This window comes from Pseudomonas sp. GW456-L13 (assembly GCF_017350115.1).
GTDB lineage: Bacteria > Pseudomonadota > Gammaproteobacteria > Pseudomonadales > Pseudomonadaceae > Aquipseudomonas > Aquipseudomonas jessenii.
Map to the genome: position 1 here is coordinate 461,087 of NZ_JACNAS010000002.1, position 14,087 is coordinate 475,173.

General features: G+C 60.5%; 15 protein-coding genes. 9 read left to right on the top strand and 6 right to left on the bottom strand.

What is annotated here, in order from left to right:
* Positions 1–153: 153 nt before the first annotated feature.
* From J4D25_RS16230 to J4D25_RS16240, 3 genes are all read left to right on the top strand, one after another.
* Complete coding sequence (locus J4D25_RS16230) at positions 154–507, top strand: hypothetical protein (RefSeq protein WP_057714035.1); 354 nt, start codon at positions 154–156, stop codon at positions 505–507.
* A 235-nt stretch (positions 508–742) separates the two neighbouring features.
* Positions 743–937, top strand: a complete 195-nt coding sequence (locus J4D25_RS16235; protein ID WP_008052996.1) for a hypothetical protein — start codon at positions 743–745, stop codon at positions 935–937.
* 115 nt (positions 938–1,052) lie between these two features.
* Positions 1,053–1,244, top strand: coding sequence for a hypothetical protein (locus J4D25_RS16240; protein ID WP_057714034.1), 192 nt, complete (start codon positions 1,053–1,055; stop codon positions 1,242–1,244).
* On the opposite strand, the gene J4D25_RS16245 is transcribed toward J4D25_RS16240, so the two are convergent.
* A complete protein-coding gene (locus J4D25_RS16245; protein ID WP_057714033.1) occupies positions 1,241–2,302 on the bottom strand; it encodes an AI-2E family transporter in 1,062 nt (353 codons plus the stop codon). The genes J4D25_RS16240 and J4D25_RS16245 overlap by 4 nt on opposite strands.
* A gap of 164 nt (positions 2,303–2,466) precedes the next feature.
* Here J4D25_RS16245 and yegQ point away from each other — a divergent pair, with 164 nt between their 5' ends.
* Entirely contained in the window at positions 2,467–3,789 is a 1,323-nt protein-coding gene (yegQ, locus tag J4D25_RS16250) for a tRNA 5-hydroxyuridine modification protein YegQ (protein WP_057714032.1), read from the top strand.
* A gap of 195 nt (positions 3,790–3,984) precedes the next feature.
* Here yegQ and J4D25_RS16255 read toward each other — a convergent pair whose 3' ends face one another.
* Complete coding sequence (locus J4D25_RS16255; RefSeq protein ID WP_057714031.1) at positions 3,985–4,848, bottom strand: LysR family transcriptional regulator; 864 nt, start codon at positions 4,846–4,848, stop codon at positions 3,985–3,987.
* A gap of 96 nt (positions 4,849–4,944) precedes the next feature.
* Between J4D25_RS16255 and J4D25_RS16260 the strand changes: the two genes are divergently transcribed.
* Complete coding sequence (locus J4D25_RS16260) at positions 4,945–5,856, top strand: DMT family transporter (RefSeq protein ID WP_057714030.1); 912 nt, start codon at positions 4,945–4,947, stop codon at positions 5,854–5,856.
* A gap of 132 nt (positions 5,857–5,988) precedes the next feature.
* On the opposite strand, the gene J4D25_RS16265 is transcribed toward J4D25_RS16260, so the two are convergent.
* Positions 5,989–6,699 carry a FadR/GntR family transcriptional regulator gene (locus J4D25_RS16265; RefSeq protein WP_057714029.1) on the bottom strand — a complete coding sequence of 237 codons (711 nt, stop codon included), beginning with the start codon at positions 6,697–6,699 and terminating at the stop codon, positions 5,989–5,991.
* A gap of 278 nt (positions 6,700–6,977) precedes the next feature.
* Between J4D25_RS16265 and J4D25_RS16270 the strand changes: the two genes are divergently transcribed.
* From J4D25_RS16270 to ampC, 3 genes are all read left to right on the top strand, one after another.
* Positions 6,978–8,324 carry an MFS transporter gene (locus tag J4D25_RS16270; RefSeq protein ID WP_057714028.1) on the top strand — a complete coding sequence of 449 codons (1,347 nt, stop codon included), beginning with the start codon at positions 6,978–6,980 and terminating at the stop codon, positions 8,322–8,324.
* Between the two features lie 24 nt (positions 8,325–8,348).
* Positions 8,349–9,692, top strand: coding sequence for a glucarate dehydratase (gudD, locus tag J4D25_RS16275; RefSeq protein ID WP_057714027.1), 1,344 nt, complete (start codon positions 8,349–8,351; stop codon positions 9,690–9,692).
* A 130-nt stretch (positions 9,693–9,822) separates the two neighbouring features.
* Positions 9,823–10,962, top strand: a complete 1,140-nt coding sequence (gene ampC, locus J4D25_RS16280; protein WP_057714026.1) for a class C beta-lactamase — start codon at positions 9,823–9,825, stop codon at positions 10,960–10,962.
* Between the two features lie 148 nt (positions 10,963–11,110).
* Here ampC and J4D25_RS16285 read toward each other — a convergent pair whose 3' ends face one another.
* The gene (locus J4D25_RS16285) at positions 11,111–11,662 is read right to left on the bottom strand and encodes a DUF4174 domain-containing protein (RefSeq protein ID WP_057714025.1); all 552 of its coding nucleotides are present in this window, start codon (positions 11,660–11,662) and stop codon (positions 11,111–11,113) included.
* 180 nt (positions 11,663–11,842) lie between these two features.
* Here J4D25_RS16285 and J4D25_RS16290 point away from each other — a divergent pair, with 180 nt between their 5' ends.
* A complete protein-coding gene (locus tag J4D25_RS16290) occupies positions 11,843–12,211 on the top strand; it encodes a VOC family protein (protein WP_057714024.1) in 369 nt (122 codons plus the stop codon).
* 20 nt (positions 12,212–12,231) lie between these two features.
* Here the strand turns inward: J4D25_RS16290 and J4D25_RS16295 are convergent, their stop codons facing one another.
* Both J4D25_RS16295 and J4D25_RS16300 read right to left on the bottom strand, forming a co-directional pair.
* Positions 12,232–13,017, bottom strand: a complete 786-nt coding sequence (locus J4D25_RS16295) for a sulfite exporter TauE/SafE family protein (RefSeq protein WP_057714023.1) — start codon at positions 13,015–13,017, stop codon at positions 12,232–12,234.
* 216 nt (positions 13,018–13,233) lie between these two features.
* Complete coding sequence (locus tag J4D25_RS16300; RefSeq protein WP_057716584.1) at positions 13,234–13,983, bottom strand: hypothetical protein; 750 nt, start codon at positions 13,981–13,983, stop codon at positions 13,234–13,236.
* Positions 13,984–14,087: the final 104 nt, after the last annotated feature.

Consider the following 14,087-nt stretch of genomic DNA (forward strand, 5'->3'; position numbering starts at 1 on the left):
ACGGGTCGGTAAGAAAGTCGGTACAGACCTTACACAAAATTTACCTCGCGGCCGTGCTGTTTTTCAGAAAAACGCTGTCTTAGAAGTATCCCCGCGACAATCCTTGGGTCTATTGCAGACACAAGCGCCGGGTTGAAGAACCGAGGTACTATCATGATCCGTAAAGTCCCCACAGTAGCCTTGCTGATCGGCACCCTCGCTATCGCAGGTCAGGCGCAAGCCGGGCATGGTAATGACGCGGCGGTATTTGGAGCGATCGTCGGTACTGCCATCGTCGGCTCGGCTCTGATCAACGCCAACCGCCCGGTCTATGTCGCGCCGCAACCGGTCTACTACCAGCCCGCGCCGGTTTATTACGCACCACCGCCTCCGGTTTACTACCAACCGGCCCCGGTCTACGTGCAACAACCGATCTACTACCGCCCGGCCCCGGTTTACTACGGACCACCCCGTGGTTACTACGGCCCGCCACGCGGCTACTACGGCCGACATTACGGTCGCTGGTAACAGACTCAACCGGCCCCGCTGAAACAGCGGGGCTTTTTTATATCCATTTGTCGGTCCAGGTCTGGATAAATCTCGCCAAGGTCGCTATCGGGACAGTGTCCGTGGCAGAAACAGGCAAGATGGACTCGACCCGATTTCTGCCCTGCGGCACAAAACGGTCATATTTTTGTCATGTCAGTTCCGCAAGCTCGGTGCTGTCCGTCGAAAACAGGTTCATAACAACAAGGACGACCACATGCCAACGCAAAACCCGCACCGCATCGTCGGTCTGTGCACCTCCAGCAAGGTCTACAACGCACTGACCGAACTCAAGCACCTGGAAGGTCATCGCAGCGCCAAGTTTCTCTCGCTGCTGACGCAAAGCCTGGTGCGCAAGGGCCTGCTCAACGAGCAGGAAGTGGTTCATATGCTCGATCAGGTGGTCAGCTGACCGACCAACGGTCGTTTACCCCCTCTGGCATCAATGACCACTATCGAAAACGTTGATTACCCCTCAAGGTACCCGGACCTTAAAGTAACTCCACAGATTGATGGAGGTACTTCTCATGTCCAAGGTTCAGATCATGTCCGTTATCGGCAGCGCCGTCCCCGCACAGCTCAGAGAGCTGGGCATGCTCGCCTGCTGGTACCTGGTGCAGGACGGCGTACAGATCAGCGGCCCGCTCACTTCGCTGCCCGCCGCCCGTGAGCTGTCGCAACGCATCGGCAGCGGCCAGTCCGGCAGGTTCAGCGCCTAAGGCAGCTGCACCCGCGGTTTGGTTTCGATGAAAATGTCCCAGCTCGACATGAACAGGGCCGCGATCAACGGGCCGATGACAAACCCGTTCAGCCCGAAAATCGCCAGGCCGCCCAGGGTCGAGACGAGGATCATGTAGTCCGGCATCCTGGTGTCCTTGCCCACCAGCAATGGCCGGAGCAGGTTGTCCACCAGACCGATCACCAAGACCCCGAACAATACCAGCACCACGCCCTGCCAGATCGCCCCGGTGAGCAGGAAAAACGCCGCCACCGGCACCCAGACTATTCCCGCCCCCACCGCCGGCAGCAACGACAGAAACGCCATCAACACCGCCCAGAGCAACACGCTGGGAACGTCCAGAAACCAGAAAATCAGACCGCCCAGCGCGCCTTGGGTGATGGCCACCAGCAAGTTGCCTTTCACCGTGGCCCGCACCACACGATTGAACTTGAGCTGCAAACGGCGTTTCTGCTGTTCCTGCAACGGCACCGCCGCACGCACCTTGCGCGCCAGTTCCGCACCGTCACGCAGGAAGAAAAACAGCAGGTACAGCATGATGAAAAAGCTGACGATGAACTCGAACGTGCCCTGGCCGAAACTGAACGCCTTTGAGGCCAGCACCTGCCCGCCGGTCATCGCGCTCTTGACGATTTTCTCGCGCAGCCCGTTCAACTCGCCCATGCCGAAGCGATCCAGCAGATGCTGGAAATACGGCGGCAGGCTGTGCTTGAACTGCGACACATACCCGGCAATGTCGAGTTCGCCGCTCTCGACGCTTTTGTAGAGTGACGCGCCCTCCTGAACCAGCAAGGCGCTGATGATGATCACCGGCAGAATCGCAATCACCAGGCAAATGCTCAATGTGCACAGCGACGTGAGGTTGCGTTGCCAGCCGAACTTCACTTGCAGCCGGCCCTGCAGTGGCGCAAAGAGGATGCCCAGGATCACCGCCCAGAACGCCGCGCCGTAAAACGGCAGCAGGATCCAGATGAAGGCAGCGCTCACCAGCACCAGCAATACCGTCAGCGATTTGTCTTGTGGGTTCGTTTCGTTCATGTCCGATCCGTGCCAGCCAGTCAGGACGAAAAACTTTCGCCTTGATGTTTAGTCCGCCACGGCTCGCGCGAGTGCCATCGGTTTGTTGATCAGACATAGATCCAGGTCAATAAACCCTTGGCACAGGGCATTTACCCTGTGCGGCTTTTGCGACCGACACCGCCATGAACCTCACCGCGCCAGAACTGCTCGCCCCCGCCGGCACCTTGAAAAACATGCGTTACGCCTTCGCCTACGGCGCCGATGCCGTGTACGCCGGCCAGCCGCGCTATAGCCTGCGGGTGCGCAACAACGAATTCGACCACGCCAACCTGGCCCTCGGCATTCGCGAGGCCCAGGCCCGGGGCAAGCGCTTCTACGTGGTGGTGAACATCGCGCCGCACAACGCCAAGCTCAAGACCTTCCTCAAGGACCTTGAACCGGTGATCGCCATGGCCCCGGATGCGCTGATCATGTCCGACCCCGGCCTGATCATGCTGGTGCGCCGACACTACCCGCAGATGCCGATCCACCTTTCGGTGCAGGCCAATACGGTGAACTGGGCCAGTGTCGAGTTCTGGCAGCAGCAAGGCTTGAGCCGGATCATCCTGTCCCGAGAGCTGTCCCTGGAAGAAATCGCCGAGATCCGCGAGCAAGTGCCGGCCATGGAACTGGAGGTGTTCGTGCACGGCGCGTTGTGCATGGCCTATTCCGGTCGTTGCCTGCTGTCGGGCTACATGAACAGGCGCGACGCCAATCAGGGCAGCTGCACCAACGCCTGTCGCTGGAAATACTCGGCGCAGCCGGCCACGGAAAACCAGCTCGGCGAGATCGTCCGGACATTCGAACCCGAACCGACCCTGGGCATCGGCGCGCCCACCGATCAGGTGTTCCTGTTGCAGGAAGCCAATCGTCCCGGCGAACAGATGCCCGCCTTCGAAGACGAACACGGCACTTACATCATGAACGCCAAGGACCTGCGCGCCGTGCAGCATGTCGAACGCCTGACCCACATGGGCGTGCACTCCCTGAAAATCGAAGGCCGGACCAAATCCCATTTTTATTGCGCGCGCACCACCCAGGTTTATCGCCGGGCCATCGACGATGCGGTGGCGGGCCGGGCCTTCGACCGCGGCCTGATGACCGACCTGGAGTCCCTCGCCCAGCGCGGCTACACCGAAGGTTTTCTGCGCCGGCATGTGCATGACGAATACCAGAACTACCAGAACGGCAGCTCGGTGTCGGAGCGCCAGCAGTTTGTCGGTGAACTGACCGGACAGCGGCGGGATCGCCTGGCCGAGGTCAAGGTGAAAAACCGCTTCGGCCTGGGTGATCACATGGAGCTGATGACGCCCAAGGGCAACTTCCACTTCGATCTGCATCAGTTGCAGAACGCCAAGGGTGAAGCGATCGACGTTGCGCCGGGGGATGGGCATACGGTGTATTTGCCGATACCGGATGCGGTGGATCTGGAGTTTGGGTTGTTGATGCGGGATGTGAGGGGCTGAACATCAGCAACAGTGCCATGTGAACCTGTGGCGAGGGGGCTTGCCCCCGCTGGGGTGCGAAGCAGCCCTAAATCCAGAAGACGCGGTTTTTCTGTACAAGTACTTTCGTCGGGATTACGACGGCTTCGCCGCCGATCGGGGGCAAGCCCCCTCGCCACAAACGCTGCCTTACCCCATTTCTACAGCGATCAATGATTACGTAAATTCCTCGCGGAGCATCGCCACAAACGCCTCACGCGCCGGGTGCACCCCGGCGTTTTCGTGCCAGTAAAACAGGTTGTCGACGGCGGTCAGCTCAGGAAACTCAAACCCTGCGCACCCTGCACCTTTGGCGTATTGGTCAAAGATCCCCTTAGGCACCAGCGCCACGCCGGCCCCGGCGCTGACGCAACCGACAATCGCGCCATAACTGGCCAGGCTGACAATCGGCAGCGCCTGCCCCTTTCGCAACAACCAATGCTCCAGCGCCGCCCGGTACGGACAGCCCTGGGGCCACATGAACACGGTCTGGTCCTGCAAATCACTGATGTCCCGCAGCGGCCCCAGGGAGGTCGAGGCGATCAGCAGCAAGTCCTCGCGGTACATCGGCGTGCGCTTGAGGTGCGAACGCTCGACATCCACCGCCACGATGGCGCCGTCGAGCTTGTGGTTGAGTGTGTCGTCGAGCAACTGCCCCCAGGAGCCGGTGGTCAGCTCCAGCGCCACCTGCGGGAAACGCTTGTGGAATTTCGCCAGCAGGCGCGGCAATCGCCCGGTGGCCGACGACTCGATGGCTCCGATGCGCAACGGCCCCGAGGGTTCGGCCGAAGGATCGACCGCGCGCTTGGCCTCGGCGGTGAGGGCAAGAATTTTCGAGGCGTAGGCCAGGAAGGTTTGCCCCGACGGGCTGATGCGCAGCCCTCGACCCTCACGCAAAAACAGCGCTACACCCAGTTCGGCCTCCAGGGCCTTGATCCGGGCCGTGATGTTCGACGGCACGCAATGCAACAGCTCGGCCGCTCGGGCGATGCTGCCGACATCGGCCACGGTCTTGAACATGCGAATCTGAGCCAGCTCCATACATCACCTATAGTGAACGGTTAGCGCAGTATAAGTCAGTTGTGGCGAACGATCCGCTTTCTGATACTCAGTGCATCCACCCACAGGTGCACGACCATGACGCCGCTCACCCCCTCCCCCGTTTCACCCTGGAAAATCATTCTGGCCATGGCGTTTGTCGTGGCGTGCTGGGGCTACTCCCCGACCGGCATCCATATCGGCTTGCAGGCCTATGACCCGGTGCACCTGGCGCTCCTGCGCTTCCTGCTGGCCTCTGTGTTCATGGCCGTGGTCGCGATGTTCAAGGGCATTCGCCTGCCGAGCCTGCGGGATCTGCCCCTGATGTTCGGCCTGGGCTTCTTTGCCGTGAGCCTGCACCACGTGGCGATCAACTTCGGACAACAGGGTGTCAGCGCTGGCGCTTCGAGCGTCCTGGCCCAGACCACGCCGCTGTTCAGTACGTTGATCGCGCGCTTCGTGTTCAAGGATCAGGTGAGCCTGTGGCGCTGGGGTTGTGTGCTGCTCGGGTTGTTTGGCGTGATGATTGTGGTGGCGGGCGATCATGGCTTGGGCAGCATTGATGCCCACGGCTTGCTGATCCTGCTGGCGGCGGTGTCCTGGAGTCTCTACTTTGCCCTGCAAAAGCATCACACCGGGCGATACGACGGGCTGACGCTGGTGTGTTACACGGTGTGGTCCGGGACGGTGCTGTTGCTGGTCTACTTGCCCGGTCTGGCGGATCAAGTCGCCCAGGCGCCGCTGCGCGTGCAGTTTGCGGTGATTGCCCTGGGGATATTCCCCAGTGCCCTGGCGTACCTGGCTTGGGCCTATGTACTGGCGCATGTCGATTTGAGCCGGGCGACGATGACGCTGTATTTGACGCCGCCGACGGCGATGGTCATTGCGTCCTATGCGCTGGGTGAGCGGCCGACATTGATGATCGTGGTCGGCGGGCTGGTGGTGTTGGCAAGTGTGCTGGCGTTGAATCTGGAGCGGCGGGCTGTGGTTGTTCAAACTGTCAGGGTCTGACTCAGGTTTTTCGCTGTCAGGTCCGGCGCTATCGCGAGCAAGCTCGCTCCCACAGGGGAAATGCGGTGCTCACACAATCGGTGTGGGAGCGTGGCTTGCCCGCGATGAACGATGACGCGGTATCACTGACCATCAGCTGGGCGAAAACCGGTCGCGACTGTTGGTCAGGTGCAGCCACATCGCCGCCCGCGCCGCATCCGGGTCCTGGCGTTTGATGGCGTTGAGAATCGCCTCGTGCTCCAGGTTGGCCAACTGACCGAGCTTGCTCAAGTCCACCGCACCACGCTCGGCGGCATTGACCCGGGTGCGCGGGATCATCGCACTGCCCAGGTGCTGCATGATTTCAGTGAAGCAGACGTTGCCGGTGGCTTCGGCGATCAGCAGATGAAAACGCCGGTCCGCTTCGACACAGCTGTCGTTGTTGGCCAGCAGGTTTTGATAGTCGTCCAACGCTTCACGCATCTGCACCAGTTGCAGATCGGTGCGGCGAGTTGCCGCCAGCGCCGCCGCCTGGGTTTCCAGACCCATGCGCAACTCCAGAATACTGCGCACCCCCAACGCCGTATCGACATTCAGCCGCAGCCCCTGCTCCGGAGCGCGCTCGATCACAAACGTGCCAATCCCATGCCGGGTTTCCACCAGCCCCGAGGCCTGCAACTTCGAGATCGCCTCGCGCACCACCGTGCGACTGACCCCGTGCTCCTGAACGATGGTGTTTTCCGACGGCAGCTTGTCGCCGGGCAACATCTGGCCGAGCAGGATGCGCTGGGTCAGTTTCTCCACCAGATCATGGGCCAGGTTGTGGCTGCGCTTGCGGGCAGGTGCTTCGAGGTCTTCTTGCATGGGCGTGTCCGAAATCAGGGCTATCGAATCGTAGCACCGCGCCGGACGGGAATTCCGAAAAATCTCGCTCAACTTGTATGACAACACTCAACAAAAGCCCATATTGAGTCGCTCAAAAGGCCAATCAGCACCACCAATGGAATTAAAAACCTCTGAATTACCGCCATTTCATTGGACAAACATGGTTGCAAGTTCAAAAAACCTAGTTGTATGATGTCTATCAACAACGCAACACCCAGCTTCACCCCGCATAAAAATAACGAGTGGGAGAAAACGCAGTGAATACATCCATCTCCGGGATGCACGACGACGCCAATTCAGCGCTGAAGTCGGCCATCGCCAAAGTCAAAAGACACGTCTTGCCGCTGTTCGTCATCATGTTCATCGTCAATTACATTGATCGCGTGAACATCGGTTTCGTCCGCTCCCACATGGAGCACGACCTGGGCATTGGCGCGGCCGCCTACGGCCTGGGTGCCGGTTTGTTCTTCATCGGTTATGCACTGTTCGAGGTGCCCTCCAACATCCTTCTGCAGAAAGTCGGCGCACGCATCTGGCTGACCCGGATCATGCTGACCTGGGGCCTGGTCGCCGCAGGCATGGCGTTCATCCAGAACGAAACCCACTTCTACATCCTGCGTTTTCTGCTGGGCGTGGCCGAAGCCGGGTTCTTTCCCGGGGTGATCTACTACTTCACCCGTTGGTTGCCTGGCGTGGAGCGAGGCAAGGCGATTGCCATCTTCCTCAGTGGCTCGGCGCTCGCGTCGCTGATCTCAGGCCCCCTGTCCGGTTTGCTCCTGCAAATCGAAGGGCTGGGCCTGCACGGCTGGCAGTGGATGTACTTCATCGAGGGCATGTTTTCGGTGGGGTTGTGCGTGTTCGTCTGGTTCTGGCTGGACTCCAGGCCCCACGACGCCAAATGGCTGAGCCGCGAAGAGCAGGACGCACTGGTCAAGGCCATCGACGACGAACAACTGGCCCGGGAAGCCGCCACGCCCATCAAGCCGTCGCTGGGCAAACTGCTCAAGGATCGCCAGATCATCCTGTTCTGCCTGATCTACTTCTTTATCCAGCTGACCATCTACGCCGCGACCTTCTGGCTGCCAAGCATCATCAAGAAGATGGGCGATTTGAGCGATGTCCAGGTCGGGCTGTTCAACTCGATTCCGTGGTTGCTGTCGATTGTCGGCATGTACGCCTTCGCTTCCTTGTCGGCCAAATGGAAACACCAGCAAGCCTGGGTCGCCACTGCCCTGCTGATCGCCGCGGCCGGGATGTTCATGTCCACCACCGGCGGGCCGGTCTTCGCCTTTGTCGCCATCTGCTTTGCAGCACTGGGCTTCAAATCGGCCTCGTCGCTGTTCTGGCCGATTCCCCAGGCCTATCTGGATGCGCGCATTGCCGCTGGCGTCATCGCGTTGATCAACTCGGTGGGCAACCTCGGCGGCTTCGTTGCGCCGACCACTTTCGGCCTGCTGGAAGAGCGCACCGGTTCCATTCAGGGCGGGCTGTACGGCCTGGCCGCGACTTCGATCATCGCCGCCATCATCGTGTTTGCTGCCCGCAACACACCGAAACCCGCACCTGCCGTGGCGCTGGGCAAACCCGCTCCCGACCACGCCTGAATTCTGCTTTTTAAGGATTGGAAAATGAACCCACAAGACACCGCAAAAGCCCCGGTCATCACCAGCATGCAAGTGGTTCCGGTCGCCGGCCACGATGGCATGCTGCTCAACCTGAGCGGCGCCCACGGCCCGTTTTTCACCCGCAACATCGTGATCCTCAAGGACAACGCCGGCCACACCGGCGTTGGCGAAGTGCCGGGGGGCGAGCGCATTCGCCAGACCCTCGAAGACGCGCGCAGCCTGGTGGTCGGCAGCCCGATTGGCACTTATCAGAAAATCCTTAATCAGGTACGCCAGACCTTCGCCGACCGCGATGCCGGTGGCCGCGGTTTGCAGACCTTCGATCTGCGCATCACCATTCACGCCGTCACCGGCCTGGAAGCCGCATTGCTCGATTTGCTCGGTCAGCACCTGGACGTACCGGTGGCCGCCCTGCTCGGCGAAGGCCAGCAGCGCGATGAAGTGAAAATGCTCGGCTATCTGTTTTACGTCGGTGATCGCAACGAAACCGACCTCGCCTACCGCAGCGAACCGGACGCCGACAACGACTGGTTCCGCGTGCGGCACGAGAAAGCCATGACCGCCGATGCGGTGGTCCGCCTGGCCGAGGCGGCTCACGCGCGTTATGGCTTCAAGGACTTCAAGCTCAAGGGCGGCGTGCTCAGCGGCGACGCCGAAATCGAAGCGGTCACAGCCCTTGCCGAACGCTTCCCCGATGCGCGCATCACCCTCGACCCGAATGGCGCCTGGTCACTGAAAGAAGCCATCCGCCTGTGCCGCGATCAGCACCGCGTGCTGGCCTACGCCGAAGACCCGTGCGGGGCAGAAAACGGTTACTCGGGGCGAGAAGTCATGGCCGAATTCCGTCGCGCCACGGGTTTGAAAACCGCGACCAACATGATCGCCACCGACTGGCGGGAGATGGGCCATGCGATCCAGTTGCAGTCGGTCGACATTCCCCTGGCCGACCCGCACTTCTGGACGATGCAGGGTTCGGTGCGCGTGGCGCAGATGTGCCACGAATGGGGCCTGACCTGGGGTTCGCACTCTAACAACCACTTCGACATTTCCCTGGCGATGTTCACCCATGTCGCGGCAGCGGCGCCGGGCGAGATCACCGCCATCGACACCCACTGGATCTGGCAGGACGGTCAGCGCCTGACCAAGGCCCCGTTGCAAATCGTCGACGGCTGCGTGCAGGTGCCGCAGAAACCGGGGCTGGGGGTCGAGCTGGATATGGATCAGGTCGCCAAGGCTCACGAGCTGTACAAAGGCATGGGCCTGGGGGCGCGGGATGACAGCGTGGCGATGCAGTTCCTGATTCCCGACTGGAAGTTCGACAACAAGCGGCCTTGCCTGGTGCGTTGAATCGCCAAGCGCGTTGAATCAAGGGTTGCGTGTGGCCGCCTGATGGCGGCCGATTTTAAAAAGCGCTCGGAGCATGGCGCTTGAGCCCCTAAAATGACGCGCAACTGAATCAACGACGGATGAAACCAATATGGACAGGCTGAAAACCATCGCCGCTTGCATGGCGATATTCGCCGCGGCCCAGTGCGTTGCACAGGATCAAGTCGAGACAGTGGTAAACGCCGCTGTACAACCGGTAATGCAGGCCGAGGGTATCCACGGCATGGCCGTGGCGGTCACCGTCAACGGCCAGGCGCATTACTTCAACTATGGCGTCGCCTCGATAGAAACCGGCAACCCCGTCACACAGGACACCCTGTTCGAAATCGGCTCCGTCAGCAAAACCTTCACCGCCACCCTCGCCGCCTACGCCCAAGCCACCGGCAAGCTGTCCCTGACCGACAAGGCCAGCCAGGTCCTGCCGGCCTTGCGCGGCAGTGCTTTCGACCACATCAGTGTGCTGCAACTGGGCACCTACAGCGCTGGCGGTTTACCCCTGCAATTTCCTGCTGAATCTGATTCGGCCGACAAAATGCTCGGCTACTACAAACAATGGAAACCGCTCTACGCCCCCGGCAGCCACCGACTGTATTCGAACCCCAGTCTGGGCCTGTTCGGCTACCTCGCCGCCCACAGCATGGGCCAGCCGTTTGATGACCTGATGGAGAAGACCCTGCTGCCAAAACTCGGCTTGCGGCACACCTATGTGCATGTGCCGCAGGATCAGATGGCGCTCTACGCCCAGGGCTACAACAAGGACGGCAAACCGGTACGGGTGGGTCCGGGCGCGCTGGATTCCGAGGCGTATGGGGTGAAGACCAGCGCCGCAGACTTGCTGAGCTATGTCGGCGCGAACATGAAACCGGCGTCCCTGGAAAAGCCGTTGCAGCAGGCCATCGCCTTGACTCACAGCGGTTACTACACCGTAGGCGATATGACCCAGGGCCTGGGCTGGGAGATGTATCGATACCCGATCACACTGGATCGCTTGCTGGACGGCAACTCCACGCCAATGGCCATGCAAGCCCATGAAGTCCAGTGGCTGAACCCGCCGCAGGCGCAGCCGCAGAACGTGCTGATCAACAAGACAGGTTCAACCGGTGGCTTTGGTGCTTATGTGGCGTACGTGCCTTCGAAGGACATCGGCATCGTGATGCTGGCCAACAAGAATTATCCCAATGCGCAGCGGGTCAGGATCGCTCATCAGATACTGAGTGCCCTTGCCCGATAGTTGCTGATCCATCTGTGGGAGCGAGCTTGCTCCGGGCGGCGCTCCGAGGATGGAGGTCTGACATTCAACATTTGTATCGACTGTTACGACGCTATCGCGAGCAAGCTCGCTCCCACAGAAAAGCCTGCCATCGTCGCCAGATAGAGGATCAATCATCCGGCATTTCAGGCGGCTTGGCGGGCTTGGCCGGTTTGCCAGGTTTTGTACCTTTGGCGCCTTTTGCCGCCGGCTCGGCTTCAGTGACGGGAGCGGCCACGGTCGCGGTAAATTCTTTCTCGGCCGCCGGCAGCTGATCGACAGCGCTGAAAACATCTTCCAGCTTGATGGCGTCCGATTGTTCAAGTTTCTTTTCGCCGTCCTTGCCGACCAGAATCACCTTGGTCTTGGCGCCGGCCCCCAGCTTGAGCGAGCGGATCAGCGCCGCCGTGTCCTGCGGCCCGAGGTCCTTGCCGTCGCGTTGGCCCATCAGGTTGAGTACGGTGTAGAGCACCATGTTGCGGTCGGTGAAGCCCTTGCGGTTAGCCGGCTCATCCAGGGACTTTTTCAGGCTGACCCAGGTCGGGTCAACGGTGCTCGGAGCGATGACGATCAGTGGCCGGGCCCTGCCCTTGTCCATGTCCAGCGGTGAGTCGCCATCGGCGGCGAACGAGGTGCCGGCAATCGCCAGCAAAGTAGCCAGAGTCAGTGACCTGATGAGCATGCGCATCTCCTTTTGATATTCACGCTCTAATGATTGCGCATCGCGGCGATCGTTCCGGGTGACATACCGCAAATATTGTTCGCCTTGCCCCAAGCTTAGGTCAGGGCGGTCATTGCGCAACAGACTGGGCTAATCTGAAGACTCATGGCAACCAGCCTGATCCCTTGTGAGGACTTGCCCATGAGTACTCAGTTGAATCACACCATCGTCTGGTGCCGGGACAAGCAGGTTTCGGCGAATTTCCTGACTGGCCTCCTTGGCCTGCCTGCCCCCGAGCCCTTCGGCCCCATGCTGATCGTCAAACTGGATAACGGCGTATCACTGGATTTCTACGACAACGAGCCGCCGATTGCGTCTCAGCACTACGCATTCCTGATTGGCGATGAGGACTTCGATGCGGCCTTCGCACGCCTGCAAGCCAACGGTCAGCCATGGTGGGCCGACCCGGGCAAGCAGCGACTGAGGGAGATCAATGATTACGCGGGAGGACGGCGGGTGTATTTCGATGACCCGGACGGGCATCTGCTGGAAATTTTCACCCGCGAATGAAGCTGGCGCGGCGGCTTGATTCAGAACGCCAGTTTGTAGCCGATAAGCAACAGCATGGTCGCCAGGCAAGGACGCAGCAATTCGTCGGAGATGCGCCCGGTCAGGTGGCTGCCCAGGTAAATCCCCGGCAACGAGCCCACCAGCAAATAACCCAGGACGTGCCAATCCATGTTGCCCATGCTGGCGTGGCCAAGGCCCGCGACCAGGGTCAGCGGCACGGCGTGGGCGATTTCAGTCCCCACCAGGCGGCGGGTCGGCAGCATCGGATAGAGAATGAACAGTGCCACGGTGCCCAGTGCGCCGGCACCGATGGACGTCAGCGCGACCATGGCGCCAAGGACCAGCCCGGTGATGACTGTCATCACGTTCAAGCGCAATCCGCTGGGGTTGTAGTTGCCACCCGCACGTTTGTGGGCGAAGTCGAGCAGGCGCTTCTTGAACAGGATCGCCAGAGCCGTGGCGAACAACACGAACCCGAGGGCCTGCTTGATGATCGCGTTCATCGACTCGGGGGCGCTGTGCAGGGTACTGAGGAACCACAGCGTCAACGCCACCGCGGGCACACTGCCCAAGGTCAGCCAGCCGGTGATCGCCCAGTCGATGTTGTTGTTCTTGCGGTGAACCAGTACGCCGCTGGACTTGGTGATGGCGGCGTACAGCAGGTCGGTACCGACCGCCGTCGCCGGGTTGATGCCGAACCCAAGCAGGATCGGGGTCATGAGCGACCCGCCACCTACGCCAGTCATGCCGACGATGAAGCCGACAACCAGCCCGGCAACGACCAACCCGATGTTCACTAAATCCATGAATACTTCCACAAAGATCGCAGGGGAAATCTGGCCCGCAGCATAGCGATATTTCTTATAACCAGTTATATCGATGCGATCTATCTTTATACCGGAAGCACCATGTCACCCTGTGGGAGCGAGCTTGCTCGCGATGGCGGTGTATCAGTTGGCATCATGGCGACTGACACTCAGTCATCGCGAGCAAGCTCGCTCCCACAGGGTTGCGTGCCAGATTCACTGCACCGGCAGGAAATTCAGGAACAGCAGGCTCTGTGCATAGTTCACGCCGATGCGCCGGTAGCGTTCGTCGAGCATCCGGGTCAGCAGGTCCAGCCGGGCGACGATCTTGCCGAACTCGACGGCAAAGCTCAGGTTGCTGCCCTCCTCCGATATTTCGTTGGAGAACAGCAAGGGCTGGCCCTCTTTGTTCTGTCGCTGGCTGAGGATCCAGGTGGCGATTTCGATATTGCGCGCGGCATTGCTGACAAATACCGGGTTGATCGTGTCGGTCATGTAGAACTCGAGGCGATTGCCATGAGCGGTCACCAGCATGCTGCCGATGGCATAGATGAACGCCCCGACCCGGTCGCCCAGAAACTCCGGACTCATGGCAAAACGCAGGGCCGCGAGGTCCTTTTTGCCGCCCAGGGTCGGCAATGGTTGCTGCAGCTCAATGGCCATGCGCACTTGCTTGCCGGCGGTGCGGGCATCGAGGAAACCGGATTTTTTCAGCTCGTCGGGGTTACGCAGATAGAGCTTGCTCATCAGCAGGTAAAGGCTGTTGAGGTTGTCGCGCATGGTCAGGGTGGCCATGCGGTCGACGCTGGTCTGCAGGAACTCCTGGGGTTTGCCTTCGCGCATCTGGTTGATGATGTCGCCGCCCTGCTGCTGGCTGCAACCGGTGACGTAGAGCATCGACAGGCCTGCAAGCAGCAGGCAATGACGGCGGATTTTAGTGGTGATCGTAGGTGAAACTCGAGCCATGGGTTCTTGGACTTGGGCATGGGCCGGCGGTGGGGATCGCCGCAGGCTGCCATGGATAGAGCCGGACATTTCGAAAAAGTGCAGTATCGGCACAGAGCAATCGA

What these genes read in the sequence shown, in the direction of transcription:
- J4D25_RS16255 (WP_057714031.1), bottom strand. Translation starts at nt 4,848, where the DNA reads ATGGAGCTGGCTCAGATTCGCATGTTCAAGACCGTGGCCGATGTCGGC.
- yegQ (WP_057714032.1), top strand. Translation starts at nt 2,467, where the DNA reads ATGAACCTCACCGCGCCAGAACTGCTCGCCCCCGCCGGCACCTTGAAA.
- J4D25_RS16290 (WP_057714024.1), top strand. Translation starts at nt 11,843, where the DNA reads ATGAGTACTCAGTTGAATCACACCATCGTCTGGTGCCGGGACAAGCAG.
- gudD (WP_057714027.1), top strand. Translation starts at nt 8,349, where the DNA reads ATGAACCCACAAGACACCGCAAAAGCCCCGGTCATCACCAGCATGCAA.
- J4D25_RS16295 (WP_057714023.1), bottom strand. Translation starts at nt 13,017, where the DNA reads ATGGATTTAGTGAACATCGGGTTGGTCGTTGCCGGGCTGGTTGTCGGC.
- J4D25_RS16260 (WP_057714030.1), top strand. Translation starts at nt 4,945, where the DNA reads ATGACGCCGCTCACCCCCTCCCCCGTTTCACCCTGGAAAATCATTCTG.
- J4D25_RS16240 (WP_057714034.1), top strand. Translation starts at nt 1,053, where the DNA reads ATGTCCAAGGTTCAGATCATGTCCGTTATCGGCAGCGCCGTCCCCGCA.
- J4D25_RS16235 (WP_008052996.1), top strand. Translation starts at nt 743, where the DNA reads ATGCCAACGCAAAACCCGCACCGCATCGTCGGTCTGTGCACCTCCAGC.
- J4D25_RS16300 (WP_057716584.1), bottom strand. Translation starts at nt 13,983, where the DNA reads ATGGCTCGAGTTTCACCTACGATCACCACTAAAATCCGCCGTCATTGC.
- J4D25_RS16230 (WP_057714035.1), top strand. Translation starts at nt 154, where the DNA reads ATGATCCGTAAAGTCCCCACAGTAGCCTTGCTGATCGGCACCCTCGCT.
- J4D25_RS16285 (WP_057714025.1), bottom strand. Translation starts at nt 11,662, where the DNA reads ATGCTCATCAGGTCACTGACTCTGGCTACTTTGCTGGCGATTGCCGGC.
- ampC (WP_057714026.1), top strand. Translation starts at nt 9,823, where the DNA reads ATGGACAGGCTGAAAACCATCGCCGCTTGCATGGCGATATTCGCCGCG.
- J4D25_RS16265 (WP_057714029.1), bottom strand. Translation starts at nt 6,699, where the DNA reads ATGCAAGAAGACCTCGAAGCACCTGCCCGCAAGCGCAGCCACAACCTG.
- J4D25_RS16245 (WP_057714033.1), bottom strand. Translation starts at nt 2,302, where the DNA reads ATGAACGAAACGAACCCACAAGACAAATCGCTGACGGTATTGCTGGTG.